Source organism: Tepidiforma sp., assembly GCF_026419595.1.
GTDB lineage: Bacteria > Chloroflexota > Dehalococcoidia > Tepidiformales > Tepidiformaceae > Tepidiforma.
Window position 1 is genome coordinate 17478 of the sequence record NZ_JANZZD010000006.1, and the last position, 23260, is coordinate 40737.

At 71.2% G+C, this 23260-nt stretch carries 23 protein-coding genes; 12 read left to right on the top strand and 11 right to left on the bottom strand.

The window, feature by feature from the left end:
- Positions 1–28: 28 nt before the first annotated feature.
- Positions 29–466: a TIGR03668 family PPOX class F420-dependent oxidoreductase gene (locus N2041_RS04830; protein WP_297676360.1), complete on the bottom strand. Its 438-nt coding sequence runs from the start codon at positions 464–466 to the stop codon at positions 29–31.
- Positions 467–523: 57 nt separating this feature from the next.
- On the opposite strand from N2041_RS04830, the gene N2041_RS04835 reads away from it, so the two are divergent.
- On the top strand, positions 524–1477 hold the full coding sequence (locus N2041_RS04835) for an ROK family protein (protein WP_297676362.1): 954 nt from the start codon (positions 524–526) through the stop codon (positions 1475–1477).
- Between the two features lies 1 nt (position 1478).
- On the opposite strand, the gene N2041_RS04840 is transcribed toward N2041_RS04835, so the two are convergent.
- Together N2041_RS04840 and N2041_RS04845 are read right to left on the bottom strand one after the other, a co-directional pair.
- Positions 1479–2210: a dienelactone hydrolase family protein gene (locus tag N2041_RS04840; RefSeq protein WP_297676364.1), complete on the bottom strand. Its 732-nt coding sequence runs from the start codon at positions 2208–2210 to the stop codon at positions 1479–1481.
- Between the two features lie 85 nt (positions 2211–2295).
- Positions 2296–3141: a zinc metalloprotease HtpX gene (locus N2041_RS04845; RefSeq protein WP_297676366.1), complete on the bottom strand. Its 846-nt coding sequence runs from the start codon at positions 3139–3141 to the stop codon at positions 2296–2298.
- A 187-nt stretch (positions 3142–3328) separates the two neighbouring features.
- Between N2041_RS04845 and N2041_RS04850 the strand changes: the two genes are divergently transcribed.
- Positions 3329–3868, top strand: a complete 540-nt coding sequence (locus tag N2041_RS04850; RefSeq protein WP_297676369.1) for a fasciclin domain-containing protein — start codon at positions 3329–3331, stop codon at positions 3866–3868.
- Positions 3869–3956: 88 nt separating this feature from the next.
- Here N2041_RS04850 and N2041_RS04855 read toward each other — a convergent pair whose 3' ends face one another.
- The 5 genes from N2041_RS04855 to N2041_RS04875 form a co-directional block, all read right to left on the bottom strand.
- Positions 3957–4526 carry a peroxidase-related enzyme gene (locus N2041_RS04855; RefSeq protein ID WP_297676371.1) on the bottom strand — a complete coding sequence of 190 codons (570 nt, stop codon included), beginning with the start codon at positions 4524–4526 and terminating at the stop codon, positions 3957–3959.
- A 53-nt stretch (positions 4527–4579) separates the two neighbouring features.
- Positions 4580–5131 (bottom strand): YqgE/AlgH family protein, encoded by a 552-nt coding sequence (locus tag N2041_RS04860; protein WP_297676373.1) that lies wholly within the window; start codon positions 5129–5131, stop codon positions 4580–4582.
- A 39-nt stretch (positions 5132–5170) separates the two neighbouring features.
- Positions 5171–5569, bottom strand: coding sequence for a hypothetical protein (locus N2041_RS04865; RefSeq protein ID WP_297676375.1), 399 nt, complete (start codon positions 5567–5569; stop codon positions 5171–5173).
- Positions 5570–5668: 99 nt separating this feature from the next.
- A complete protein-coding gene (locus tag N2041_RS04870) occupies positions 5669–6883 on the bottom strand; it encodes a CaiB/BaiF CoA-transferase family protein (RefSeq protein ID WP_297676377.1) in 1215 nt (404 codons plus the stop codon).
- Positions 6884–6946: 63 nt separating this feature from the next.
- On the bottom strand, positions 6947–9037 hold the full coding sequence (locus N2041_RS04875; protein WP_297676379.1) for a lamin tail domain-containing protein: 2091 nt from the start codon (positions 9035–9037) through the stop codon (positions 6947–6949).
- 191 nt (positions 9038–9228) lie between these two features.
- Between N2041_RS04875 and N2041_RS04880 the strand changes: the two genes are divergently transcribed.
- From N2041_RS04880 to N2041_RS04925, 10 genes are all read left to right on the top strand, one after another.
- On the top strand, positions 9229–10014 hold the full coding sequence (locus N2041_RS04880) for an SDR family NAD(P)-dependent oxidoreductase (protein WP_297676396.1): 786 nt from the start codon (positions 9229–9231) through the stop codon (positions 10012–10014).
- 54 nt (positions 10015–10068) lie between these two features.
- Positions 10069–10866 (top strand): pseudouridine synthase, encoded by a 798-nt coding sequence (locus tag N2041_RS04885; RefSeq protein ID WP_297676398.1) that lies wholly within the window; start codon positions 10069–10071, stop codon positions 10864–10866.
- The gene (cmk, locus tag N2041_RS04890; protein WP_297676400.1) at positions 10863–11537 is read left to right on the top strand and encodes a (d)CMP kinase; all 675 of its coding nucleotides are present in this window, start codon (positions 10863–10865) and stop codon (positions 11535–11537) included. The genes N2041_RS04885 and cmk overlap by 4 nt, the downstream gene beginning before the upstream one ends.
- Positions 11528–12247, top strand: coding sequence for a 1-acyl-sn-glycerol-3-phosphate acyltransferase (locus N2041_RS04895; RefSeq protein ID WP_297676402.1), 720 nt, complete (start codon positions 11528–11530; stop codon positions 12245–12247). The genes cmk and N2041_RS04895 overlap by 10 nt, the downstream gene beginning before the upstream one ends.
- Positions 12222–13166 carry a 4-hydroxy-3-methylbut-2-enyl diphosphate reductase gene (gene ispH / locus N2041_RS04900; RefSeq protein WP_297676404.1) on the top strand — a complete coding sequence of 315 codons (945 nt, stop codon included), beginning with the start codon at positions 12222–12224 and terminating at the stop codon, positions 13164–13166. The genes N2041_RS04895 and ispH overlap by 26 nt, the downstream gene beginning before the upstream one ends.
- 25 nt (positions 13167–13191) lie before the next feature.
- Positions 13192–14619, top strand: coding sequence for a DUF512 domain-containing protein (locus N2041_RS04905; RefSeq protein WP_297676406.1), 1428 nt, complete (start codon positions 13192–13194; stop codon positions 14617–14619).
- A gap of 100 nt (positions 14620–14719) precedes the next feature.
- Entirely contained in the window at positions 14720–16267 is a 1548-nt protein-coding gene (locus tag N2041_RS04910) for an acyl-CoA carboxylase subunit beta (RefSeq protein WP_297676408.1), read from the top strand.
- A gap of 110 nt (positions 16268–16377) precedes the next feature.
- Positions 16378–17220: an HDOD domain-containing protein gene (locus tag N2041_RS04915; protein ID WP_297676410.1), complete on the top strand. Its 843-nt coding sequence runs from the start codon at positions 16378–16380 to the stop codon at positions 17218–17220.
- Between the two features lie 135 nt (positions 17221–17355).
- Positions 17356–18942, top strand: a complete 1587-nt coding sequence (gene pckA, locus N2041_RS04920) for a phosphoenolpyruvate carboxykinase (ATP) (RefSeq protein ID WP_297676412.1) — start codon at positions 17356–17358, stop codon at positions 18940–18942.
- Positions 18943–19022: 80 nt separating this feature from the next.
- Positions 19023–19445 carry a hypothetical protein gene (locus N2041_RS04925; protein ID WP_297676414.1) on the top strand — a complete coding sequence of 141 codons (423 nt, stop codon included), beginning with the start codon at positions 19023–19025 and terminating at the stop codon, positions 19443–19445.
- A gap of 40 nt (positions 19446–19485) precedes the next feature.
- Here N2041_RS04925 and N2041_RS04930 read toward each other — a convergent pair whose 3' ends face one another.
- From N2041_RS04930 to N2041_RS04940, 3 genes are read right to left on the bottom strand one after another with little or no spacing between them, the layout of a single operon-like run.
- On the bottom strand, positions 19486–20604 hold the full coding sequence (locus N2041_RS04930; protein WP_297676416.1) for a calcium/sodium antiporter: 1119 nt from the start codon (positions 20602–20604) through the stop codon (positions 19486–19488).
- Positions 20605–20656: 52 nt separating this feature from the next.
- On the bottom strand, positions 20657–22309 hold the full coding sequence (locus N2041_RS04935; protein ID WP_297676418.1) for an ABC transporter substrate-binding protein: 1653 nt from the start codon (positions 22307–22309) through the stop codon (positions 20657–20659).
- The gene (locus N2041_RS04940; RefSeq protein WP_297676419.1) at positions 22306–23235 is read right to left on the bottom strand and encodes a cation diffusion facilitator family transporter; all 930 of its coding nucleotides are present in this window, start codon (positions 23233–23235) and stop codon (positions 22306–22308) included. The genes N2041_RS04935 and N2041_RS04940 overlap by 4 nt, the downstream gene beginning before the upstream one ends.
- Between the last annotated feature and the right edge of the window lie 25 nt (positions 23236–23260).

The following is a 23260-nucleotide window of genomic DNA, read 5'->3' on the forward strand; positions in this document are numbered from 1 at the left end:
TAGCAGGCCGACGCCGGGCGGGTTGCGCTCAGCCGGCTGCGAACCAGGAGACGACGCGGGACGGGACGAAGCGGAGCAGCGGGAGACCTTCGAGCGCCATCGCGCGGTACTGCGGGTAGCGGGCGCGGAGGGCGGCGAGGGCGGCGGGCCAGGTGTCGCCGCGGGGGAGCACCTCGCCCACCACATCGAGTCGGACCCAGGCGAGGCGGCTCCAGTCGGCGTCGTAACGGTCGACGAGGACGGCCGCGCGGGGGTCGCGCTGGAGGTCGGCGATGCGGGCGAGCGCGGCGGTCCGCTTCGGTTTTTCGTCGACGGCGACGGCGATGACGGGGCCGGCCGGCTCGTCGAGGAGGGCGAAGCAGACGGGGACGAGGCGGGGGCGGCCGGAGGGCGCGATGGTCGCGAGGCGGGCGACGGGTTCGGCGAGGAGGAGCTCGCGTTCGCGGGGGCCGATGACGGCGGGCACGGCGGAAAGGGTACGCGAAGTGCGGACCGGCGCGGGCATGCGCTAGAGTGCGGACGTATGGCGCGGACGGTGCTGGCAGCAGACCTCGGGGGGACGCACCTGCGGGCGGCGGTCGTCGACGAGGGCGGCGCCATCGGCTACCGGGCAGACCACCCGACGCCGGCGGAGGCTTCGCCGGGGGAGATGGTGCAGCTGGTCGTCGACCTGCTGGCCGAGGCGGTACGCGCCTCGGGGGCGCGGCCGGCGGCGGCCTGCATTGCGACGGCGGGGCTGGTGAACGCGAACGAGGGGCGGGTGATCTTCGCGCCGAACATCGCAGGCTTCCGGAACGTGGTGCTCACGACGCCGGTGGCGCAGCGGCTTGGCATCCCGGCCTTCATCGAGAACGACGCCTCGGCGGCGGCGCTCGGAGAGCACCGGTTCGGCGCAGGGCGCGGCACGCGGCACCTCCTCCATGCGACGCTTGGGACGGGGATCGGCGGCGGGCTGGTGATCGACGGGCGGCTGTACCGGGGCGCGCAGGGGCTGGCCGGGGAGATCGGCCACATCGTGATCGACCCGGGCGGGCCGCGGTGCGCGTGCGGCTCGCGCGGGTGCCTCGAGGCGCTGGTGAGCGGGGTGGCCTTCGCGGCGCGGGCGCGGAAGCTGCTGGAGCAGGGAAAGTCGCCGGTGCTGAAGGAAGTCGTGGGGTATGAGGAGCCGACGGGCGCGCACCTGTTCGCGGCGGCGGCGAAGGGCGACCGGGCGAGCGAGGCGGAGATCCGGAACGGCGGCCACTACCTCGGGCTGGGGCTGGGGAGCCTCGTGAACGTGCTGAACCCGGATGCGGTGACGCTCTCAGGCGGGCTGCTGGCGATGGGCGAGATGCTGCTGGGCCCGATGCGGGAGGCGATGCGGTCGATGGCGTACGGGGCGGCGGGCAGCGCGCTGGTGCGGCTGAGCGAACTGGGGGAGAACACGGGCCTGCTGGGCGCGGCGGCGGTGGCGTTCGAGCGGCTCGAGTCGGCGTGATTCAGCTGCCCAGGTGCTCAGCGAAGAAGGCGGCGATGCGGCGCCAGCTGTCTTCGGCCGCGGCAGGGTCGTAGCCGACCTTCATCGGGCCCCAGGCGCCGAGCCGGGCCGCGACGCCGTCGTGGCGGTTCATGAAGGAGTGGCCGGCAGCGGGATAGATGACGACGTCGTGCGGCGTGTCGAGTGCGGCGAGGTGCTGCTGGAGGCGGCGGCCCTGCGGCGCGAAGAGGCGGTCGCGGCCGCCGTAGCCGGCGACGACGGGACAGACGCCTTCGAGCGCCGCAGGGCTCTTCGGGACGGCGCCGTAGAAGACGGCGGCGGCGCGGAGGGGTGCGCGGGCCGCCATGAGCAGGGCGAAGGAGCCGCCCATGCAGAAGCCGAGGATGCCCAGGCGGCTCGAATCGACGGCGGGGTGGGCGGCGAGCCACGCGCGGGCGGCATCGAGCGCGTCGAAGGCGCGGCCCTCGCCGCGGGCCAGGTCGCGGAAGGCACGGACGAGGCAGAAGGGACGCGGACCGAGCGCGGCGAGGAGGTCCGGCGCGAGGGCGGCGTAGCCGAGGCTGGCGGCGCGGCGGGCCTGGGCGCGGATGTCGTCGTTGAGGCCGAAGATTTCGTGGAGGACGAGGACGCCGGGCACCGGCGCGGCGTCGGCGCCGGCGGGGAGGGCGAGGAACGCGGGCATGGGCCGGCCGCCGGGACCGGGGAAGGCGACGGAAGATTCGAAGAGGTCCACGGCGGGGATGGTGCCGCATCGCGCGGAAAGCTGCGAGCCGCCCGGGCGGGCGGCTCGCGGGAGCGTTCGGACAGTGGAGGCGCGGCTAGATGCGGCCGGCCATGTTGCGCAGGCGGCGGATGCGCTCGTCCAGCGGCGGGTGGGTGCTGAAGAGGTTGGCGAGGCCTTCGCCGCGGAAGGGGTTGGCGATGTAGAGGGCGGAGACGGCCTCCTGCGCCGGGGTAGGCTCCATCGGCATGGCGGCGATACCCATCTTCAATTTTTCGAGGGCGCTGGCGAGGGCGAGCGGGTCGCGGGTGACGCGGGCGCCGGTTTCGTCGGCGGCGTACTCGCGGGAGCGGCTGATGCCGAGCTGGAGGAGCGTGGCGGCGATGGGCGCGAGGAGAATGACGGCGAGGGCGACGAGCGGGTTGCGGTCGCGGTCGCCGCCGCCGAAGAGGCTGGTGAACATCAGCACCTGCGCGATCATGGAGATGGCGCCGGCGATGGTGGCGACGATGGAGCTGGTGAGGATGTCGCGGTTCTTGACGTGGCCCATTTCGTGGCCGATGACGGCCCGGAGTTCGCGCTCATCGAGGAGGCGGAGGATGCCGGTCGTGACGGCGACGACGGCGTGCTTGGGGTCGCGCCCGGTGGCGAAGGCGTTGGGCGAGGCGTTTTCGACGATGTAGACACGGGGCATGGGCATGCCGGCCGCGCGGGCAACTTCGCGGACCATCTGGAAGAGCCGGGGATGCTCTGCCTCGGAGATTTCGCGGGCGCCAGCCATGGCGAGGGCCACGCGGTCGCTGAACCAGTACGCGAAGAAGTTCATGATGCCCGCGAAGATGAGGAAGACGATGGCGCCGCCGGTGCCGCCGATGAAGCCGCCGACGGCGACGAGCAGGCCGGTGAGGGCAGCGAGCAGGATGGTAGTTTTCAGGAAGTTCATGGCGACCTTTTGAGTAACCTCCTCAGGTAAAAGTATAGGGCGCGAGCCGCGGCCGGGGTCGGAAAGGCGGGGTAAGGCGGGCGAAAAGGCGGCTTTTCGTTCGGGGATCGATTTGGCACGCGACATTCGTACCCCCTGTACCTGCCGGCCGAAGCGGCGGCGGGAAGCTCACACCCAGGGGGTTCTCATGAAGGTCGTTCGATGGCGCACTGCGCTGCTGCTCGCGGGGGCGGCGTTCGCTTCGCTGGCGATGGTCGCCTGCGGAGGGGACGACGACGAGGCAGCGCCGACGCCCATCCCGACGGCGCCGCCGGCTGCGGCGAGCGGGGATATCATCGAGGTGGCGACGGCCGCCGGGAACTTCACGACGCTGGCGCGCGCCCTCGAAGCCGCCGGCCTGGTGGAGACGCTGAAGGGCGACGGCCCGTTCACGGTGTTCGCGCCAACGGATGAGGCCTTCGCGGCGCTGCCGGCGGGGACGCTGGATGACCTGCTGGCCGACCGCGACCAGCTGACGAAGGTGTTGACCTACCACGTGGTGGCCGGGAAGGTGACTTCGGACCAGGTGGCGTCGCTGACGCAGGCGACGACGGTGGAGGGTTCGACGCTGCGCATCAAGGTCGAGAACGGCAAGGTCATGGTCGACGATGCGACGGTGACGACGGCGGACGTCGAGGCGACGAACGGGGTCATCCACGTCATCGACAAGGTGCTCATCCCCGAGTAGCGGGGCCGGGGCGACCCGAGACCGATCACAGGAACGGGGGCCGGAAATCCGGCCCCCGTTTCGTTGCGTCCCGGGCGCGGGCGCGATGTCAGCGGGCGAGGCCGTGGTATTCGGGGTTGGGGAGGACGCCGGCGCCGCTCATGAGGCGGTTGGTGAAGTTGAACATGGAAGCGACCTCGACGATGTCCCAGCAGTCTTCATCGCTGAAGCCGACGGCGCGGAGCTCATCGATGTCGTCTTCGGTGACGGTGACAGGGTCGAGGGTGAGTTTGACGGCGAAATCGAGCATCGCCATGTGCTTTTCGGAGAGGCCGGCTTTGCGGTAGTCGAGCGTGATGCGGTCGCCCTGGACGGGGTCTTTGAGGATGGCGCGGAGGGCGAAGCCGTGGCTGGTGAGGCAGTAGAGGCACTGGTTCTGCATGGAGACGACCACGGCGATCATTTCGCGCTCGGCCTTGCCGAGGCCGGGGGTCGGCTCCATGACGGCCTGGTAGTGAGCCCACCATTTGAGCATGCGGTCGCCCCGCCAGGCGAGCGCGCGGAAGACGTTGGGGACGAAGCCCATGCGCTCTTCCATCTGGTCGAAGAGGGCGCGGGCTTCTTCGGAGAGCTGGTCGCGTTCGAGGACGGGGAACCAGGAGATGCGTTCGCTGCTCATGGGCGCAGGGTGCGCCGGGCGGGGCGCAGCGTCAACGGGCGCCGGGGCGCGGGTCAGTTGACGCGGGGGTCGGCGGGCGCCCAGGCGAAGAGTTTGAGCTTGCCGGGCTGGCGCTGGAGGACGCGGCGCCAGAGGGTGGCGGCGTCGGGGTCGAAGGCGTCGGCTTCGAGGGCGGGGACGACGAACCAGGCTTCTTCGGCGATTTCGCGGTCGAGCTGGCCGGCGCCCCAGCCGGCGTAGCCGGCGAAGACGCGGACGGATTCGAGGTCGGCGCGGTAGTCTTCGAGGGGGCGGGAGAGGTCGAGGAGGGCGGCGCGGCCGACGATGCGGTTGGGCGGGTCGGCGCCGGGCCGGAAGCGGCCGAGGGCGATGGCAGCGGTCGGTTCGACGGGGCCGCCTTTGAAGACGACGGGGGGAGGGGCAGCGAGGTCAGCAAACTGCGGCAGATGGTCGGCGACGGGGGCCTGCTCGAGCGGGTGGTTGAGGACGAGGCCCATGGCGCCGTCCTCGTCGTGCATGCAGACGAGGACGACGGTGCGGAAGAAGTTCGGGTCGACGAGGGAGAGGGAGGCGATGAGGAGCTTCCCGGCGAGGGATTCAGTCACGGGAGGGATCTTCGCGCAGGGAGGCGGGAGCGGGAAGGGTCAGACGGAGCGGAGGCCGTAACTCCGGTTGCATTCCGCGATGAGGGCCCGGATGACGGCAGTCAGCTCTTCGGCGTGGCGGCGCATGCGGTCGATGACCGCAGGGTCGACTTGTTCACGCTCATGCAGCCTGCGAACCAGGAGGCAGAGGCGGTCGAGCGCCTCGAGGGCTCCGTACAGCGCCGTCCGGAGTTCGACCCGAGCGTGAAGGTCGACTGGCGGGACCAGGGCGCTCGCGCTAGCGACGTGCGCGAGCGTGCTGATTCCTGCGTCGCCAACCTGAGCGGCGTAGAAGCGGAGATGCGCGAGCCGGTTTTCCAGCTCGAGCGCATCCTCGGAGATGTCGTGGGCGAGCGAGTGCGCGAGGACGAACAGGCTGCGCAGGTCGCGAATGGCCACGCGGCGGCCCCAGCGAACGGGTTCCCTCTGGGGCAGATTATCGACCCGGGGCGGGATGGAACTATTAGGGTTTTTCTGAAAAGTTAGACAATCAACTGGTTAGGCCGGCGCATGGGCCGGGTCGTGGAGGCCGATGACGCCGCGGGCCGCGAGGTCGGCGAGGTCGGCTTCGGTGAGGCCGAGCTCGGCGGCGAGGACGCCGGCGGTGTGTTCGCCGAGAAGCGGCGCGCGCTGGAGTTCGACCTCGGAGTCGCTGAGGTGGATGGGCGGGGCGAGGAGCTGGAATTCGCCGACGGTGGGGTGCTGGATGGTGCGGACCATGTTGCGGGCGCGGAGGTGGCGGTTGGCGAGGAGGTCTTCGGTATCGAAGACGGCGCTGCAGGGGACGCCGGCGGCGGCGAGGTGCTCCATGGCTTCGAACTTGGTGCGCTGGCGCGTCCAGCTGGCGATGTACTCCCAGAGCTCGTCGCCGTGGGCGTGGCGGTCGCGGACGGTGGCGAAGCGCGGGTCCATGCCGAGCTCGGGCATATCGATGGCGGCGATGAGGGCGTCCCACATGCGGGTGGTAACGACCATGATGTAGATGTAGTCGTTCGGGCCGCCCGGGGCGCAGGGGTAGAGGTCGGTGGGGACGACGGTGCGGTTGCCGCGGCGCTGGATGGGGCTGGAGCGCCATTCGCGCTGGGACATCGGCTCGCGCATGAAGTTGGCGATTACTTCCTGCATGGCGATTTCGACGACCTGGCCGCGGCCGGTGCGCTGCCGCTGGATGTACGCCGCGAGGATGCCGAGGGCGGTGTGCACGCCGGAGCCGGTGTCGCCGAAGGTGGCGCCGGGGCGCATGGGCGGACCTTCCGGGTCGCCGGTGACGCTGAAGGCACCGCCCGCGGCCTGGGCAACCATGTCGAAGCATTTGTACCCGGCGTAGGGGCCGTGCGTGCCGAAGCCTTTGATGGTGGCGTAGATGATGCCGGGGTTGATGGCGGAGAGGACGTCGTAGCCGAGGCCGAGCTTCTCCATGGTGCCGAGGGTGAAGTTTTCGACCACGACGTCGAAGCGGGGCACGAGGCTGAGGAAGAGTTCGCGGCCCTCGGGGGTATCGAGGGCGATGGCGACGCTCTTCTTGTTGTTATTGAACGAAAGGAAGTAGTAGGAATCGCGGCCTTTGCCGGCCACGTTGCGGCCAGGGTCGCCGATGCCGGGGCGCTCGATTTTGATGACCTCGGCGCCGAGCCAGGCGAGGTACTGGGTGCAGGTCGTGCCGGCTTCGTACTGGGTGAGGTCGAGGACTTTCAGGCCGTCGAGCGCTGCCATCGTCGGGCCTCCGGGGCTGGATGGCGGGAGTGTAGCAGGGGCGAACGGGGCCGGGGGAGGGCGTCAGGAGCGGGGCTTCCGGCGGCCGCGGCGTTCGCGCGCCCGCTTGACTGCGCGGGCGATGGCGGCGCCGAGCATGCCGACGCTGATGCCGGCGAGGCCGCCGAGGACCATCCAGGGGACGACGGAGCCGCCGTCGCCGCCTTCTTCGACCTGGAGGGTCGCGCCGGCGCGGGACGCCTGAGGGGACGCGCCCGCGGCCGATGCGCCGGCGACGGCGGTTTCGACGGCGGCGGCGAAGACGTTGGGCTGGCCCGGCGTCGGGCGGAGGGTGACGGCCCAGTTCTCGGGAGCTGGCTCGGCGGCGGAGTCGCGGAGGCCGATGGTTTCGCCAGCTTCGGGCGCCGTCGGCGGCGGGTCGAACACGTCCGTGCGGGTGCCGAAGGAGACTTCGTCGACGGTGCGCCCGGCGGGGTCGCGGAGGCGGAGGAGATCGCCGGTGTTGCCGAGGCCATTCCCGATTTCGCCATCGGGAACGCGGACGACGGGGACGTCGGCCGGGAGCACGGCCGAGGCGCCGGCGATGACGGCGTAGCCGCCGGGCGGGATGACGGCGGCCGGCAGGGTGTCGCTGGCGGAGGCATCGGCGATGACCCAGCCGGCGAGGTCGACGGGTTCGGCACCGGTGTTGACGATTTCGACCCATTCGAAGGGGGCATCGCGGCCGGGCTCGGGCGGGTCGCTCATGATTTCGGAAATACGGAGGGCTGCGGGGTTCCCGGCTGACGGCGCGGCCGGCGCGGCGGAAGGGCGGGGCGAACTGCTGCCGGCCGAAGCGGCGCGCGTCGGGGCGGGCGAGGCGGCTGAGGCGGGGGCGCTCGAGCCGGCAGCGGAGGACGGCGACGGTTTCGGCGCAGGCGTCGGCGTAGGGGGAGGCGCGTCGACGGCGTCGAACCAGGCGTCATCGAAGCAGGCCGTGGCGGTGCCGGATGGGCGGAGCATGAGGCGCACACGGGCCGAGCGGGCATCGACCGGGGCGCGGAACGGGCCGGCGGCGAGAGGCGCCCAGCCGCCGGAGACGGGTTCGCCATCGGCCTGGTCGGCGCCGGAGCCGCTGCCGTCGGCGGAGGCGTACCAGGTGATGCGGAGGAAGGCCTCGCCGCCGCTGGCGCTGGCCCAGGCGCGGGCTTCGTACCATTGACCGGGTTCGACGGGCACGACCTGGTAGAGCCACTTCGTGGAGGAGGTATCGGAATCGAGGCAGGCGGCGTAGCGGCCTTCGTGGGCGTCGCCGGAGGCGCGGAGTTCGCCGCCAACCTTCGACCAGTAGGCCGGGCGGCCGGACTGGACGACTTCGAAATCGCCGTTGCGGAGGAGGCCGCCGCTGGCGGAACCGGGCGGAAGGGTCGGCGTAGCGGTTGGCGGCATGGTCGGGGTGCGCGCGGGGGTGCTGGCGCGCGGCGGCGTCGGGGTTTTCGTCGGCGTGGGCGTGCGGGTTGGCGTCGGGGTGCGCGTCGGGGTCGGCGTGCGGGTGGCGTCCGTCGCGCCTCCGGAGTCGCCGGCCCCGCCGGGTGGCTGAGACGTCGGGCTTGGGTTGCTCGTCGGCGTCGCCGTGGGCGCGGGGGTTGGATTGCCGGCCGACTCGACGAGCGAGGCGCCTGAGGGCCGGACGATGGCGCCAGTGCTGCCGCGGACTTCGACGATGAAGGCGGCGAGCTGCGTGCCGGGCGGCGCCGAGGGGCTGGCCGTCGTAAGCACGACGGGTATCTCACCGACCATGGTGACCGGGCTGATGACGGTGGCCGCGCTGATGGGGCCGGTGGTGTTCCAGAATTCGACCCGGAGCTGGGCAGAGAGGGTCGCCGAGGCTGCGAGGGTGATGCGGGCGTCGTAGCGGTTCCCGGGCGAAGCGGGGACGTACTGGGAGAAGAAGGCGAGGGTGCTGCCGAGGCGAAGGCCGTCCGGGGTTTCTTCGAGCAGAGAGAGGCCCCACGCGTCTTCGACGGGCGGCGCGAAGGAGGGGTTTTCGAGGAGGTTGTCGGAGGCTCTTGCCGGCGGAGACGAGGCTGCGAGGAGGGTGATGGCGACGGCGAACGCGGCGGAGAGAAGGGATGCGGAGGCGACGCGCCGCCCGGGCCCCGCTCTGCGCTTCATGGCGCGGGATTGTGGTGAGGGTGGGGAGGGGCGTAAAGGGGTGCGGGGAAAATATTCACACTGGTCGCTCGCTTATGTTGCTTGCGGCCCGAATTGTCTTCAGGCTGGCCGGCTTCACCGGGGCGGGAGGAGCGGGGTAGACTGCGGCGGCCGGGCGCGGGCGATGCGGCCCGGCGAGGAGGTCTTCGGCGATGGATATCCGCGGGGGCGTGGTCATCGTGACCGGCTCGGCGACGGGCGTGGGCGCGGCCTGCGCAAAGCTGCTCGCCAGCAAGGGCTGCAACGTCGTCATCAACTACACGAAGTCGGAGGCCGAGGCGCGCGAAACGCAGGCGGCCTGCGAGGCGCTCGGCGCCGAGACGCTGCTCGTGCAGGCGGACGTCGCCAACGATGCGGACTGCCGGCGGATGGCGCAGGCGGCCATCGACCGCTGGGGCCGCATCGATGGGCTGATCAACAACGCCGGGGCGACGAAGTTCGTGAACCACACGGACCTCGAGGGGCTGACGGCGGAGGACTTCCAGCGGATCTACGCGGTGAACGTCATCGGGCCGTACCAGATGACGCGGGCGGTGGCGCCGCAGATGAAGCTGCAGGGCCGCGGCGCGGTCGTGAACATCTCGTCGATCGCGGGGGTGATGGGCATCGGCAGTTCGATCGCGTATGCGGCCTCCAAGGGAGCGCTGAACACGATGACGCTCTCGCTGGCGCGGGCGCTCGGGCCGGAGATCCGGGTGAACGCGATCTGCCCGGGGTTCATCCAGGGACGGTGGCTGCGCGGCGGCCTCGGCGACGCGGCCTACGAGGCGGCGCTGGCGCAGCAGGAGCGGACGACGCCGCTGCGGAAGGCCGGGACACCGGAGGACATGGCGCAGGCGGCGGTCTGGTTCATCGAAGGGGCGGACCTGGTCACCGGGGAGCTGCTCATCGTGGATGCGGGGGCCCACCTCGGCGCGGCGCCGCTCATCGCGCGGTAGCCGGGCGCGGCCGCGCGGGTTGCGCGCGCGGGGGCGAGGGTGTGGAGTGGAGACGTGGCGCTGAAACGGCTGCAGAAGATCCTTTCGAACGCGGGCGTGGCATCGCGCCGGCAGGCGGAGGAGCTGATCCTCGCCGGGCGGGTGCAAGTGAACGGCCAGCCGGTGACGACGCTCGGCGCGCGGGCGGACCCGGAAACGGACGACATCCTCGTGGACGGGGAGCCGGTGCGGCGGGACCGCTACCGGTACTTCGCGCTGAACAAGCCGCGGGGGTTCGTGACGACGGCGCGGGACGACCGGGGCCGGGAGACGGTGCTCGACCTCGTGCCGATAGGCGACGTGCAGCTCCACCCGGTGGGGCGGCTCGATATGGACAGCGAGGGGCTCGTCATCATCACGAACGACGGGCACCTGACGGACCTGCTGACGCACCCGAAGTACGAAGTAGAAAAGGAATACCTGGTGGGCGTCGATGCCGCGCCGTCGCAGCGTGACCTGGAGCGGATGGTGCGCGGGATCGAGGTCGATGGCGAGCGGCTGCGGGCGGCGGCGGTTCGGCTGGTCGAGCCCCCGGCGGACGCCGAGCCGGGCGGGGGTGCGGGGGCGTGGCTGCTGGTGACGCTGCGGCAGGGGAAGAACCGCGAGATCCGGCGGATGCTGGGAGCGCTGGGGCGGAAGGTGGTGCTGCTGCGGCGGCTGCGGGTGGGGCCGCTGCGGCTGGGGAACCTCGGAAGCGGGGCGTTCCGGGAGCTGACGGCGGAGGAGGTGGCGGCGCTCTACCGGGCGGGACGGGCGGCCGCCGCCGGCGGCGATGGGCCGGAACGGAAGGGTCGCGTACCATCGCGGCGATGACACAGGATGGCTGCGTCCCCTGGCCGATTGCGATCGACGGGCCGGCGGCCTCGGGCAAGAGTTCGCTCGGGATGGCGCTGGCGGAGCGCTTCGGGTTCCTCTTCCTCGATACCGGGCTGATGTACCGGGCGGTGACGCTGGCCGCGCTGGAGGCAGGAGTGCCCCCGGAAGACGAGGCGGCAGGCGCGTTCGCGCGGTCGCTGGATATCCGCGCCGAGGCGGGAACGGAGACGCGCATCCTCGTCGGTGGGCGTGACGTGACGGGACGGCTGCGCGAGCCGGAGGTGGAGCACCACGTGAGCGCTTACAGCGCCCTGCCGTCGGTGCGGGCGGCGATGGTGGCGGCGCAGCGGGCGATTGCAGCGCGCGGGCCGGCGATTCTCGCGGGGCGGGACATCGGCACGGTCGTGCTGCCGGATGCGCCGGTGAAGCTGTTCCTCGAAGCCTCGCCCGAGGCGCGGGCGGCGCGGCGGAGCCTGCAGGCGCGGCAGTGGGGAATGGCGCAGGAGGCGGCGGAGGCGCGCCGGGACATCGAACAGCGGGACCGGCTGGACAGTTCGCGGGCGGCGAGCCCGCTGCGGCCGGCCGAGGACGCGGTCGTCATCGATACGACGGACCTCTCGCTGGAGGACGTGATCCGCTACGCGCTGGAGCTGCTGGGATGCAACTGAAGCTGCCGCGGCCGCGGTGGGAGTGGTTCGTGCCGGCGTTCTACTGGGGGTGCACGTACGCCCTGCGCGGGGCGCTCTGGCTGGTGACGCGCTGGGAGGTGCGGGGCCGGGAGCACGTGCCGCTCGAAGGCGGGCTGATCGTGGTCTCGAACCACCTGAACAACGCGGACCCGCCGATCGTGGGGGCGGGGGTGGCGAAGCGGCGCATCCGGTGGATGGCGAAGATCGAGCTGTTCCGCTACCCGTTCGGGGTGATCCCGCGGCTGTGGGGCGCGTTCCCGGTGCGGCGGTTCGAAGCCGACCTCGGGGCGATGCTGAACGCGGAGCGGATTTTGCGCCACGGGGGCGTGCTGGGGATGTTCCCGGAGGGGACGCGGTCGCGCACGGGCTACCTCGGCAAGCCGCACCCGGGGACGGCGCTCATCGCGCTGCGGACCGGGGTGCCGGTGCTCCCCTGCGCGGTGACCGGGACGGAGCGGTTCCGGAATCCGCTGGTCGTGCTGCGGCGGCCGCGGTTTACGGTGACGATTGGCGAGCCGATCCGGGTCGAGGCGGTGAAGCGGCCGACGGAGGAGCAGGTGAGCGCCCTGACGGAGCGGATTTTCGAGGCCATCAAGGCGCTCTTACCGCCGGAGTACGTGGCTCCCTATACTGGGAGTGGCGGCGGTGCGCCGCAGGAGCACGATGGTCCAGATCATCCGCGCGAGTGACATGGGGTTCTGCATGGGCGTGCGCCGCGCCGTGCAGATCATGGAAGCCGAGGCGTCGCCTGAGCGGCCGGTCTTCAGCGTCGGCGAAATCGTCCACAACCCGCACGTGGTGCGGTCCCTCGAGCAGAGCGGGGTGGTCCAGCTGCCGGGCCCGGACGAGGTGGATGGGGACATCGGCAAAGCGACGGCTGAGCGCGTGAAGCAGGGCCGGGTGGCGATTACCGCCCACGGGGTCGGCGAGCGGGTGGTGAAGGAGCTGGCGGCGAGCGGACTGGAGATCATCGATACGACCTGCCCGATCGTCACGCGGGCGCAGCGGTACGGGCAGAAGTTCGCCCGCGAAGGCTGGCACGTGCTGATTTTCGGTGACCCGGGGCACAAGGAAGTACGCGGCATCCTCGGCTGGACGAACGGCCCGGACGGTTCGCCGAACGCGACGGTCGTGCCGCAATCGGACCTCGCCAGCCTGCGCCGGCTGGTCGACGAGTTCCCGGGCGGGTTCCCGAACAAAATCGGGGTGATGGCGCAGACGACCCACAAGATGGAGGACTTCGCCCAGTTCGTGGCAAACCTGATGCTGCTGCGGCGGGATTACAACTTCGAGCTGCACGTGGTGAACACGCTCTGCCACGCCACGACGGGCCAGCAAGAGGCGGCCGCAGCGCTGGCGAAGCAGGTCGACGTGATGATCGTCGTCGGCGGGAAGAAAAGCGCGAACACGCGGCACCTGCGGGAAGTGGCGGAGGAGCAGGGGACGCGCGCGTACCACATCGAAGGGCCCGAGGAGCTGGAGGCGGGCTGGTTCGACGGGGTCGAGCGCATCGGGCTGACGGCCGGGGCTTCGACGCCGGATTTCTCGGTGGATGCGGTGGAGGCCCGGATCCGGGAGCTGGTGGGAGCAGCGGGCGCCGGGCGCTGAGCGCCCCCGTGCCATAATCGAACGCATGCGGAACGAACCGGCGCCGGGCGTCATCAGCGGCGTGCGGCCGGGCTCGCTGGCGGACCTCGCCGGGCTCGAGCCGGGCGACGCCGTAGTGCGGGTCAACGGGCGGGCGCCGCGCGACGTGGTCGACGTCCAGTTCTACGCTGCCGAACCGGAGGTCGAAGTGCTCGTCCGGAAGGCGAACGGGCTCGACGACCTGATCGTGTTCGAAAAGGCGATCGACGAGGACATCGGGTGGGAGTTCGAGCGGGCCACGTGGGACGACGTCATCCTCTGTAATAACAACTGTTTCTTCTGCTTCCTGAAGGGGCTGCCGAAGGGGATGCGGAAGACCCTGTACGTGAAGGACGACGACTACCGGCTCTCGTTCCTCCACGGGAACTTCGTGACGTTGACGAACCTGACGGAGGAGGACTGGGCGCGGCTGGAGGAGCAGCGGCTGAGCCCCCTCAACGTCTCGGTACATGCGACGGAGCTGGCGCTGCGGCGGCGGATGCTGGCGAACCCGGAGGCGCCGGACATCATCGCGCAGCTCCGGCGGCTGGGAGAGCTCGGCATCCAGGCACATACGCAGATCGTGCTCTGCCCGGGGGTGAACGACGGCGAACACCTGCAGCGGTCGATTGCCGACCTCGGCGCACTGTACCCGACGGTGCTGACCATCAGCGTCGTGCCGGTGGGCGCGAGCCCGCGGCTGGAAGAATGGGCGCTGGAGCGGGACGGCATCCCGCTGGCGCGGCCGACGCCGGCGTACGCGCGGGAGGTCATCGAGCTGATCCGGCCGTTCCAGCGGGAGTTCCGGAGGCGGTACGGGGCGACGATCGCGCAGTGCAGCGACGAGTACTACGTGACGTCGGGGCTGCCGGTGCCGCCGGCGCGGGCGTACGACGGGTTCCCGCAGTACGAAAACGGCATCGGGATGGTGCGGAAGCTGCTGGACGACTGGACGCGGACCCGGCGCCGGCTGCGGGAGCGGGGCGTGCCGGCGGGCGTGGCCGGGCGGCGGGCGGTGGTGGGGACGGCGCGGCTGATGGCGCCGACGCTGGCCGGCATCGCGCGGGAGTTTTCGGAGCTGACGGGGGCGGAGGTCGAGGTGCGGGGAGTGACGAACCGGGTGTTCGGCGAGCGGGTGAACGTGAGCGGGCTGGTCTGCGGCGCGGATTATGTGGAGCAAGTGCGCCGGGACGGGCCGCCGGACTGCTACATCCTGCCGCGGCCGAGCCTCGACTTCTTCGGCGAGAAGTTCCTCGACTCGATGACGGTGGAGGAGGCGGAGGCGCGGCTGGGTGCGCCGCTGGGGTTCGCGAGCGCGTGGTCGGAAGTGGTGCGCATCCTGGCGGAGGGGCCGCGGCGGCCGGGGCGGAACGCGCGGGAGAACGGCAGGTTCTGGTCCGAGCCGGCACCGGCAGGGGCGGCCGCGGATTCGTGAATCGCCCGGGAGGGCGGAGGATGCTATCTTCGGCGGTGGCGGCCTGCGCCCGGCTGCGACGGGCAGGGCGGGCCGAATTCCCCTACCTACCGAGGCCAGGATGACCGACCAGTTGACCGCTGAGCAGAAGCTCCAGCAGTTGATCGCCCTGAAGGAAGCCGCCGCGCTGGGCGGCGGCGAGAAGCGGATCGAGGCGCAGCATGCGCGCGGGAAGCTGACGGCGCGGGAGCGCATCGACCTCCTGCTGGACCCCGGGACGTTCGAAGAGCTGGACATGCTGATGCGGCCGCGCGGGTCGCTGGCGGGCGGCAACGTGGAGGCGGTGGTCACCGGCTGGGGGAAGGTCGAAGGCCGGCCGGTCTACGTGTTCTCGTACGACTTCACGGTGGCGGGGGGCTCCCTCAGCGAGGCGGTCGCGGAGAAGATCCTCAAGGTGATGGACCTCGCGATGATGACGGGGGCGCCGATCATCGGGATCCAGGACTCGGGCGGGGCGCGCATCCAGGACGGGCCGGAGAGCCTGCGGGGCTTCGGCGAAATCTTCGCGATGAACACGCTGGCGAGCGGCGTCGTGCCGCAGATCAGCGTCATCATGGGGCCGTGCGCAGGCGGCGCCGTCTACAGCCCGGCCATCACGGACTTCGTGTTCATGGCCGAGGGCTCGAGCTACATGTTCATCACCGGGCCGGACGTGGTGAAGTCGGTGACGGGCGAAGAGGTGACGCAGGAGACGCTCGGCGGCGCGGATGTCCACGCGACGCGGAGCGGCGTGGCGCACTTCGCCATCGCGGGCGAGGAGGCGACGCTGGCCGAGGTGCGGCGGCTGCTCTCGTTCCTGCCTTCGAACAACGCCGAAGACCCGCCGTTCGTGCCGACGAACGATGACGTGAACCGGGCGGAGGAGGACCTGCTGACGATCGTGCCGGCGGAGCCGAACCGGCCGTACGACGTGCGGGACGTCATCGTGCGGATCGTGGACGACGGGGATTTCATGGAGGTGCAGGAGGCGTTCGCGCCGAACATCGTGGTCGGCTTCGGGCGGATGGGCGGCCGGAGCGTCGGGTTCGTGGCGAACCAGCCGATTCACCTCGCGGGCTCGCTCGACATCAACGCGAGCCGGAAGGCGGCGCGGTTCGTGCGGTTCTGCGACTGCTTCAACATCCCGCTGGTGACGCTGGTGGACGTGCCCGGATACCTGCCGGGGACGTCGCAGGAGTACAACGGCATCATCACGCACGGCGCGAAGCTGCTGTACGCCTACAGCGAGGCGACGGTGCCGAAGGTCGCCGTGGTGCTGCGGAAGGCCTACGGCGGGGCGTACGTGGTCATGTCGTCGAAGCACCTGCGCGGGGACATGAACTTCGCGTGGCCGACGGGCGAGATCGCGGTGATGGGCCCGGACGGGGCGGCGAACATCGTCTACCGGGACGAAATCGCGAATGCACCGGACCCGGAGGCGCGGCGGAAGGAGCTCATCGAGGAGTACCGGGAGAAATTCGCGAACCCGTACATCCCGGCCGGGCGCGGCTACATCGATGACGTCATCGACCCGCGGCAGACGCGGGCGAAGATCATCCGCGCGCTGGAGATGCTGCAGAACAAGGCGGACCGGAACCCGCCGAAGAAGCACGGGAACATCCCGCTCTAGGGCCGGGTCGGGGAAGCCCCGCCGGGGAAAGCGGGGGAGTCCCCGATGACCGCGGCGGATGGCCGGGGCGACACTGTGGCGAGAACGCCTTCGCGGAGGAGGGGCGCGCCATGGATGAGAGCCAGCCGGCCGGGATCGATATCGTCGCGGCGATCGAGGCGCTGCCGCCGCTGCCGGCGGTCGCGCTGCGGGTGATGCAGGTCGCGCAGGACCCGAAGGCGTCGGCCTCCGACCTCGCGCTGGTCGTCTCGGCGGACCCGGGGCTGAGCAGCCGGATTTTGCGGGTCGTGAACTCGGCGGCGTACCGGCGGATGCGGGAGATCACGTCGGTGCAGCAGGCGCTGGTGACGCTGGGGTTCGTGCAGGCGCGGAACCTCGCCATCAGCGGGGCGATCGCCGGGGCGTATGCGCCGGACGCGCTGCACGCGCTGTTCCGGATCGAGGTGTTCTGGCGGCATTCGATCGCGGTGGCGTTCAAAGCGGCGGAGTACGCGGGGCAGGGGCGGCGGGTGGACGTGCCGAGCGCGTTCACGGCGGGCATCGTCCACAACATGGGGCGGCTGGCGCTCTTCTACCGCGACCCGGCGCTGGTGGACCAGGCCGTGGCGCGGGCGATGGCAGAAGAGCGGACGCTGGAGGACGTGGAGGCGGAGCTGGGGTTCGACCACGCGGCCGCAGGCGCCCTGCTGGCGCGGAAGTGGAAGCTGCCGGAGCCGATTTGCGAGGCGATCGGGCGGCATCATGAGCCGCTGGATTCGCCGCTCACGCTGGCGGGGTGCGTGGCGATGGCGGACCGGTACGTGGTCGCGAACGGGCTGCTGCCCGGGTATGTGCTGCCGCCGGAACCGGGGACGCAGCGGATTCCTTCGCCGGATTTCGCGGGGCTGATGAAGCAGGTGGACGCGTTGATGGAGCTGGTGACGGGCGAGCCGGCCGGGGTGCGGGCGGCGTAGCGCGCGGAGCGATACGGCTCGCCCGGCCGAAGCATCGGCAGCTGCTATAGCTCGAGGTTCAGCTATTCACTTTTCGGAAGGCTTCCGCTAGGCTGGTCCGGTCAACCCTCGCGAACGAGTGTGGAAGCAGCAGCCATGGCGATTTCCCCGGCACCCAGCAACGCGGGCAGCGCGATCATCGCGCGCGCTGCCGAGGTTCACCACAACCTGAGCGTCCCGGTCCTGTACGAATACGCGGTCCGGCGGCGGGAAGGGAAGCTCCTGCAGGGCGGGACCTTTGCCGTCTTCAGCGGCGAACGGACGGGCCGGAGCCCGCAGGACAAGTTCGTGGTGAAGACGCCGGAGATTTCGGAGCACGTGTGGTGGGGCAAGCACAACCAGCCGCTGCCGGTGGATACGTTCGAGCGGCTGCTGGCGAAGGCGATGCAGTACCTCGGCGGGCGCGAGATCTTCGTGCAGGACACGGTGGTCTCGCAGGACCCGGCGCACCGGAAGACGGTGCGGGTGATCACCGAGCAGGCGTACCACTCGCTGTTCGCGCGGACGATGTTCATCCCGTCGGAGAAGCGGCCGATCGATGAGCGGGCGGACATCACGATCATCCACTGCCCGTTCCTGCAGCTCGAGGGCGAAGCCGACGGGGTGCGGAGCGACGCGGTCGTGGCGCTGAACCTGACAGAGGGCATCATCCTCATCGCGGGGACGGCGTACGCCGGCGAGATGAAGAAGGCCGTCTTCACGGCGATGAACTACTACCTGCCGCTGGAGGGGACGCTTTCGCTGCATTCGGCGGCGAACGTGGACCCGCGGACGGGGAAGTCGGCGCTGTTCTTCGGGCTTTCGGGCACGGGGAAGACGACGCTGAGCACGGACCCGGAGCGGCTGCTGGTCGGCGACGACGAGCACGCGTGGACGGAGCGGGGGATTTTCAACATCGAAGGCGGCTGCTACGCGAAGACGATCCGGCTTTCGAAGGAAGCGGAGCCGGATATCTTCGAGCAGACGCATGAGTTCGGGACGATCCTCGAGAACGTGATCTTCGATGAAGACACGCGCGAGGTGGACCTCGACGACGACAGCATCACGGAGAACACGCGGGGCAGCTACCCGCTCGGGTCGCTGAAGCACGTCTACCTCGAGCCGGTTGCGCCGCACCCGGCGCACGTCATCCTGCTGACGGCCGATGCGTTCGGGGTGATGCCGCCGGTGGCGCGGCTGACGCCGGAGCAGGCGCTCTACCACTTCCTGAGCGGCTACACCTGCAAGCTGGCGGGGACGGAAGTGGGGCTGAAGGACCCGGAGGTGACGTTCAGCCCGTGCTACGGCGCGCCATTCATGGCGCTGAACCCGACGGTGTACGCCGACCTGCTGGAGCAGCGGCTGCGGATGACGGGAGCGCAGACCTGGCTCATCAACACCGGCTGGACGGGCGGGAAGTACGGCGTCGGGAAGCGGATCGCGATCCAGGAGACGCGGAAGATGGTGCGGGCGGTGCTGAACGACGCGCTGAACGGGGTGGAGTTCCGGAAGGACCCGGTGTTCGGCTTCGAGGTGCCGCTGCGCTGCCCTGGAGTGGATTCGAAGCTGCTGGACCCGCGGGCGATGTGGGCGGACCCGGAGGAGTACGACCGGGTGTACCGCGGGCTGGCGGAGCGGTTCGCGGCGAACTTCGAGCAGTTCCGTCCGCTGGTGCGGCCGGAGGTCGCGGCCGCGGGCCCGTGAGTGAGGGGCGGCGGAGGTTCGACCCAGCCGGGGAGCGCCCGTAGAATCGTTCGCAGCGCCACTGCGGAGGACGTGTTCGCGTGACCGTGAAGCAGCTCAGCCAGCTTCGCCACCAGGGGACGGTGGCTGAAATCGCGAAGGTGAAGTTCCCGTACCCGAACGACGAGTTCCCGGATTACGAGACGATCGTGAACGTCCCGAAGCCGCGGCTCGCGGTGGGGGAAGCGAACGGCCGGGAGCTGGTGCCGGACATCGTGGTGGTGCACAAGCCGGGCCTCTTCCTGCGGATGATGGCCGAGGTGGAGATGCCGGACACGCTGACCGATGAGTCGGCGGTGAACGACTGGCTGCCGATGTCGAAGATCGGGCCGCTCTACCTGTACGTGCCTGCCGGGACGGTGCCGGAGACGAAGAAGCTGCTGAAGAAGCACAAGATTTCGGTGGCGGGCATCCGGACGTGGCGGTTCCGGCCCGTGTGGGGGCTGGAGGTCGTCGAGGTCTAGGCTCGACGACACCTGCGGTTCGGCGTTCAGGCGCCGGGGTTCAGGCCCCGGCGTTTTCGTTGCGGGCGGCGCGGCGCTGGCGGAGGTAGAAGCGGAGAGCGAGGCCGAGGGTGACGATCGCGATGGCGGGCAGGATGAGGCCGAGCATCACCATGCTGTAGGCGTCGAGCGCGTCGTGGCCGGAGGCATCGAGGAAGAGGTAGGTGGCGTAGGCGGCGTAGAGGCCGAGGAAGAGGAGGCCGTTGGCGCGGGTGATGATGTAGCCGGTGAAGAAGATGGGCAGGGCTGCGACGGCGACGGCCAGCATGACGGGGAGATCGAACGCGACGGCGGAATCCGCGACGGGGACGCCGCCGCGCGAGACGGTGGCCGTGGCGCCGAGGACGGCCATGAGGTTGAACAGGTTGCTGCCGACGGCGTTGCCGACGGCGATGTCGCGCTCGCCGCGGATGGCGGCGACGACGGAGGTCGCCAGCTCGGGCATCGAGGTGCCGGCGGCGACGATCGTGAGGCCGATGACCAGCTGCGAGACGCCGAGGAACTCGGCGATCTCGACGGCGCCGCCGGTGAACCATTCGGAGCCGAGGACGAGCATGCCGAGGCCGCCGGCGACGAGAACGAGGTCGAGCGCGACGGTGCGGGGCGTGACTGGCCGGCCGGTGATGGCGGCTTCGTACTCGTCGTACTCGGACTGGACTTCGCGGGACTCGCTGCGGCTCTTGCGGATGGCCCACGTGGTGTAGGCGATGACGCCGAGGAAGAGGATGACGCCTTCGTACCGCTGGATGTCGCCATCGAGAGCGAAGAGGAGGACGAGGACGGAGACGGCGATCATGAGCGGGACTTCGAAGCGGACGAGCTGCTGGTGGACGATGAGCGGAGCGGCGACGGCGGACGCGCCAAGGATGACGAGGATGTTGAAGATGTTGCTGCCGACGACGTTGCCGATGGCGAGGTCCGGTTTGCCGCCGAAGGAGGAGGAGACGCTGACGGCGAGCTCGGGGGAGCTGGTGCCGAAGGCGACGACCGTGAGGCCGACGACGAGGGGGGAGACGCCCATGGCGATGGCGAGGTGGCCGGCGCCGCGCACGAGGCCTTCGGCGCCGACGATGAGGAGGGCGATGCCGGCGATGAAGAGCACGAGGGAAAGGAGGTCCATCCGTTCCCCAGTATCCGGGAAGCCGGGGTGAGGAAAAACCGGCAGGCGGCGGTCAGGCGGTTCGATACCGCCGGATGTCGCGGTGGCCATCCCAGAACGGCGATGGGGCCGGACCTTCGAGCCCGGGCCGGCGGAAGACCTCGGTCACCTGCTGAACCCACGGGATGACGCCGCCGCTGAAGCCGGAGAACAGCGTGCGCTGGAGGCTCCTGAGCGAGGCGACGTCGGGGACGGCGAGGAGCATCTCCCGGTCGGCCGGGGCGAGGGCGTGGCCGTAGAGGTCGAGGAGGGCGTCGCGGGGGTCGGGCGAGGGGAGCGGCGGCCCCCAGCCGAACCAGAAGGCGGCCCGGCCGTTGCCGTAGAAGCCTTCCTGCACACGGGCGGCGATGACGGGGTAGCGCTCGACGGCCGGGCGGAACTGCGGGCCGAGGATGGCATTGAGGCGGCCGATGATGACGGCGCTGGCGGCGTAGCGGGGGTCGAAAATGGTCGGGACATCGACGGTGACGGTGCCGAGGGCGGGGCCGCCGGCGGCCTCCCAGCGCTGGCGGGCCGTGCGGGCGTCGGCATCCGGGTCCGGGGCGTAGCCGGGGAACGCGGCGAGGTCCGCTTCCGGGAGTGCCGCGGCGTAGACGGGCGGCAGCGGGCCGGATGGACGGGCGCGGCCGGCGAACAGGGCTTCCGCGAGCCACCGGCGGTTGAGGGCGGCGGAGAGGGCCTCGAGCAGACGGGCATCCGACCAGGGCGGAGCGCTGACGGAGAACGTGGAGAGCACGGCCTCGCGCCAGGAGAGGGCGAACTCCTTGATGCCGGCGACGGCGCGGGCGGCCGCGGCATCGCGGGGATCGAGCGCCGGAAACTCATCGAGCCCGCCGGCGCGGTAGCGTTGGAGGGCATCGGCCGGGGGCGAGACATCGAGCGCATCGAGGAGCGGCGGGCGGTGGCCGGCGGCGTGCGCGGCGAACCGGGCGGTGTCGCCGTCGAAACCAGCGAAGCGCCAGGAGCCGCAGCCGGCCAGGAGCGCCGGGTCGAGCGGGTCGGCGTCGAACCGCTCCGCCAAGCCGGGCGGCTGGACGAGGGCGAACTCTCCAGCGAGGGCGGCAGCGAGGAGCGGCGATGGGCGGGCGAGGATGAGGCGGACGATTCCCGGCCCGGGAAGCTCGACCCGGGCGACATCGCGGAGGGGGCCGGTTCGCTGGATGAGCGGGGCGCTGGCTTCGCCGGCGATCGCGAGCGCGCGTTCGAGGTGGAGGCGGACGTCGTCCTCCGTGACGGGGCGGCCGTCGAGGGGCGGGACGTCGTGCCAGCAGGCGCGGGGGTCGATGCGGAGGAGCAGCGTGATCGAGTCGGGCTGCTCCCAGGCGGCGGCGAGGTCGGGGCCGAGGCGGGCCTCAGCCGGTTCGACCCACTGGAAGAGGCGGGCGTGGACGCGGCCGAGCAGTTCGACGGTCGACGGCTCGCCGGAGCGGAGGGCGTCGAAGGTGTCGAAATCGAAACTGGAGGTGATGGCGAGGCGGGCCGTGCCGCCGCGGGGGAGCGGGGTCGGGGAGGGCGGCAGAGAAGGCGAGGGTTCGCCGGCGGGAGGAGATGCTTGCGGCGATGGGCCAGGGCCGGGAGAGCGCCGGGCGACGACGACCGCGGCAGCGGCCGCGCTACCTGCGCCGAGCGCGCCGGCGAACAGCGCGCGGCGGGAGAGGCGCGTCATGAGCGGGCGGGTTCGTGGGCGTGGCCGGCGTCGAGCAGGGCGGCGTCGGGACTGGAGCAGCATTCGATCGCCAGGTGGAGGGCCGGCGTTTCGGGCTGGAGGGTCACGTGGACGATGCCGAATCGTTCGCGGAAGAGCGCGGCGAGGTCGGTGAGGACGTGTTCGGTGCAGCCGGCATCGGCGAGTTCGACGTGGGCGCTCAAGGCCGGGAAGGAAGGCGCGATGCTCCAGACGTGGACGTCGTGGAGATCCAGGACGCCGCGGACGTCGCGGGCGGCGGCAGCGATGGCGCGGGGGTCGAGGCCGGGCGGGGCGCTTTCGAGGAGGATGGCGCCGGCCTGGCGGAGGAGGTTGACGGCGCGGGGGAGGATGAGCGCCGCGATGAGGAGGGCGGCGATGGGGTCCAGCGCGGGCGTCGCACCGAGGGCGATGGCAGCTGCGGAGACGATGACAAGGACGGAGCCGAGCGCGTCGGCCATCGCTTCGAGGACGGCGCCGCGGATGTTCAGGTTGTCGTGGCTGTGGCCGTGGAGGATGCGGAGGACGAGGAGGTTGACGCCGAGGCCGAGGACGGCGGTGGCCAGGACGGGACCGGGCCGCATCGCGTGGGAGCCATCGAGGCGGCCGAGAGATTCGTAGATGATGAAGGCCGCGATGCCGGCGAGCAGGGCGACGTGGAGGGGCACGGCGAGGACTTCGGCGCGGGCGTAGCCGAAGGTGCGGCGGGCGTCCGGCGGGCGGGCAGCGATCGTCGCCGCGGCGAAAGCGAGCCCGAGCCCGAGGGCATCGGTGAGCATGTGGCCGGCATCGGAGACGAGGGCGATCGAGCCGAAGGCGAGGCCGACGCCGGCCTGGGCGGCGGCGAAGGCGAGGGTGAGGCCGAGGCCGAGGAGCAGCGCGCGGCGGTGGAGGGGCGGGTGCGCCACGGCGTGATCGTACCACGTGACGGCC